We start from the raw sequence: 2249 nt of genomic DNA, 5'->3' as shown, positions 1-2249 counted from the left end.
GCGCCGGGGTCGCGGTGCGCGTGGTGGTCGGGGAGAGTCGGACATGGCGGCTCCAGGGGACAGGCTGGGGGGCGAATGATCCCTGGATCATAGGGGTGTGGCCGGTTCCGGTCATGAGCCCGTGGACCCCATGCCGCGGGCCCGGATCCGGGCCCGGATCCGGGCCCGGATCCGGGCCCGGAGCCCCGGACCGGGCGGGGTTGGCGGAAAGGCCGGTGCGGTGGGCGCGGGCTCACTACGCTGACCTCGACGTCGGCGGCCGGGAGGGGTGTATGGCGATCGAGGGGCCGGTCGGCACCGCGAGGGCGGGGGCGGGCGGGGCGCCGCCCATCACGGCGATGCACGAACTCGGCGCCATGGGCGACGCCGAGTACTACCCGTTCGTCACGCGGCGGCTGCACCCCGAGTACGACCACCTGTGGGAGCACTACCTGCTCTCCCGGGAGCTGGTGGAGCGCACGCGCGGGGTGCTGGTCGAGGCCAAGCAGCTGGTCGGCACCGGCTCGACCGCCGACAAGGCCCGGCTCGCCGAGCTGCGCGCCGCACGCGACGCCGGGCGCATCACCGACCGCGAGTACGGCGCCGCCAAGGCCCCGCTCGACGAGAAGCGGCGGCGGCGGATGAAGTTCCTGCACCTGGTCGAGATGCGGCTGCGCCAGCTCAAGGCCGCCCACCACGCGCACCGGCAGACGGCGCACGACCTGCACCAGGCGCGCAACCGCGACCGCTCGCGGGCCGTGGCGACCCGGTTGGCGCTCGCCGTGCACGCGCACCGCGCGGCCGTCCTCGGCGGGGGCGGCACGCCCGCGCCGCACGACCTCGTGCTGTGGGGCCGGCTGGCCGACGAGCGGCTCGACTTCGGCGGCCGCGCCATGTCGCTCGACGACGCCATCACCGAGGGGTTCTGGTTCGCCCGGGAGGGCGACACCTGACGGCGGCCGGCCGGCGGCCCCGGGAGCGTGCGGCCGGCCGGCGGTGCGGCGGCGGGCCGCGCCCGCACCCCCGGTGCGCGGTACGGGCGGGCCCGGGCGCGATACTGGGGGCGTCCGGCCTGGTCCGGGCGGCCGGACACCCGGGCCGCCCGCCGCGCGGCCGGAGGTCCGACCGGCGGCGGCAGGGGAGCGGTAGTGAGCGGCGAGCGCGAGGTCCTGACCTACGAGCTGTTCGGCACGGCGATGCGCGACCTCGCGCGCGACGTCGCCGCCGACGGCTACCGGCCCGACATCATCCTGTCGATCGCGCGCGGCGGCCTGTTCGTGGCGGGCGGCCTCGGCTACGCGCTCGACGTGAAGAACCTGCACGTGATGAACGTCGAGTTCTACACCGGGGTCGGCGAGACCCTGGACATGCCGGTCATGCTGCCGCCGGTGCCCAGCACCGTCGACCTGAGCCGCCGCCGGGTGCTGGTGGCCGACGACGTCGCCGACAGCGGCCGGACGCTCAAGCTCGTCCACGACTTCTGCCGCGCGCACGTCGCCGAGGTCCGCACCGCCGTCATCTACGAGAAGCCGCGCTCACTGGTGAAGTGCGAGTACGTGTGGCGGCGCACCGACCGGTGGATCGACTTCCCGTGGTCGGCGCTGCCCCCGGTGACCGCCGGCGCCGACCACCCGGACGGCGCCTGAGGCGGACCGCCCGGCCCCCGGCACCACCCCGCCGCCGGCGCGGTCAGGCGCCGGCGTCCACGGGCTCCGCCGCCCGCGCCGCGCTCTCGATCGCGGCGCGGATGTGCCGCATCTGCACCGGGGACAACCGGTTCAGCCGCGCGGCGACCGCCGCGTCGTCGAACGGGGCGTCGTCCCGCACCTCGAAGTCCTGCACCCAGCGCAGCCGGACGCCGTCGCCGTCGGGCGTGAACTCCCAGAACAGGTGCATGTACTTGAACGGGCCGAGTTCGATGCGCTGGGCGCGCACGGTCCGCGCGGCCGGGTCGTGCAGGCGCTCCGACACCCAGGTCTGCGACGCGCCGTTCTCGTCGGGGACGGTGGTGAGCCGGAAGCGGACGCGGTCGCCGTCGCGGTGCAGCACCTCGGCGGCGGCGTACTCGGTGAACAGCTCCGGCCACGACGGCACGTCGTTGGCCATGCGCCACACGAGGTCCATCGGGGCGTCGATGGTGATGGCGTTGTCGGTGTGTCCGGACATGGTCTCCCCTGGCGCTGTGGGCGGCTCGGACCGCGCCCGGCGGGCCGCCGGGCACGGTGCGGCCAGCCTGGGCGGCGCGGCTCGACGCGCGCTCCAGCGCGCGA

Annotated in this window: 3 protein-coding genes; 2 read left to right on the top strand and 1 reads right to left on the bottom strand. The window is 76.1% G+C overall.

Features of this window, described 5'->3' with window-relative positions; genetic code table 11:
* Window positions 1-272: 272 nt before the first annotated feature.
* Both NT8_RS27945 and NT8_RS27940 read left to right on the top strand, forming a co-directional pair.
* Complete coding sequence (locus tag NT8_RS27945; RefSeq protein ID WP_067976059.1) at window positions 273-932, top strand: hypothetical protein; 660 nt, start codon at window positions 273-275, stop codon at window positions 930-932.
* Between the two features lie 195 nt (window positions 933-1127).
* Window positions 1128-1625, top strand: a complete 498-nt coding sequence (locus NT8_RS27940; RefSeq protein ID WP_067976057.1) for a phosphoribosyltransferase — start codon at window positions 1128-1130, stop codon at window positions 1623-1625.
* Between the two features lie 43 nt (window positions 1626-1668).
* On the opposite strand, the gene NT8_RS27935 is transcribed toward NT8_RS27940, so the two are convergent.
* On the bottom strand, window positions 1669-2145 hold the full coding sequence (locus NT8_RS27935; RefSeq protein WP_067976055.1) for an SRPBCC family protein: 477 nt from the start codon (window positions 2143-2145) through the stop codon (window positions 1669-1671).
* Window positions 2146-2249: the final 104 nt, after the last annotated feature.

This window comes from Nocardiopsis trehalosi NBRC 14201, assembly GCF_001552555.1.
Taxonomy (GTDB): Bacteria; Actinomycetota; Actinomycetes; order Streptosporangiales; family Streptosporangiaceae; genus Nocardiopsis_B; species Nocardiopsis_B trehalosi.
Note: the sequence above shows the minus strand (reverse complement) of the source record. Positions and strands in the feature narration are given on the sequence as shown.

Bases quoted from the DNA above. Each gene is read 5' to 3' on its own strand.
- NT8_RS27945 (WP_067976059.1), top strand. From the start codon at position 273: ATGGCGATCGAGGGGCCGGTCGGCACCGCGAGGGCGGGGGCGGGCGGG.
- NT8_RS27935 (WP_067976055.1), bottom strand. From the start codon at position 2,145: ATGTCCGGACACACCGACAACGCCATCACCATCGACGCCCCGATGGAC.